Annotated in this window: 1 protein-coding gene; it reads left to right on the top strand. The window is 68.5% G+C overall.

Translation table 11 applies throughout. From position 1 onward, the window contains the following. Positions 1–36: 36 nt before the first annotated feature. Positions 37–435 (top strand): hypothetical protein (locus tag AACY08_RS29975; protein ID WP_339472711.1); only part of this gene is annotated, 399 nt, incomplete at its 3' end.

Raw genomic sequence — 435 nt, 5'->3', positions numbered from 1 at the left:
GCGCCGATCGCCTGGGGTGGCGACAGTGGGCGACATATGGCGGCGAACGACCTCGTCGTCCCGCTGGCCGAAGCACCCGAACGCCCGATCGAGGATCGCACCGTCACCGTCGGACGCGGCGGCGGCTTTGGCGACATGCTGCAGCGCGCAGGCCTTTCCGAACGCGATGCGCAGGATGCCACCGCGCTGATTTCGTCCGCCGTGCCGCTCGGCGATCTGAAGCCCGGCACGCAAATTCCGATGACGCTGGGTCGGCGCCCCAACAAGACCGTCGCACGTCCGCTCGAAGCGCTGTCGGTACGTGCGCGCTTCGATCTCGAACTGACGTTGAAGCGTGTCGGCAGCGGCCTGACGCTCACCCGCCAGGCGATTGCGATCGACAATACGCCGCTGCGCATTCAGGGGCCGGTCGGGGGCAGCCTGTACCGTTCGGCG

This window comes from Pseudomonas sp. EL_65y_Pfl1_R83 (assembly GCF_963970695.1).
In the GTDB taxonomy this organism is placed as follows: domain Bacteria; phylum Pseudomonadota; class Gammaproteobacteria; order Pseudomonadales; family Pseudomonadaceae; genus Aquipseudomonas; species Aquipseudomonas tritici.
This window is presented reverse-complemented; position numbering and strand designations above follow the sequence as displayed.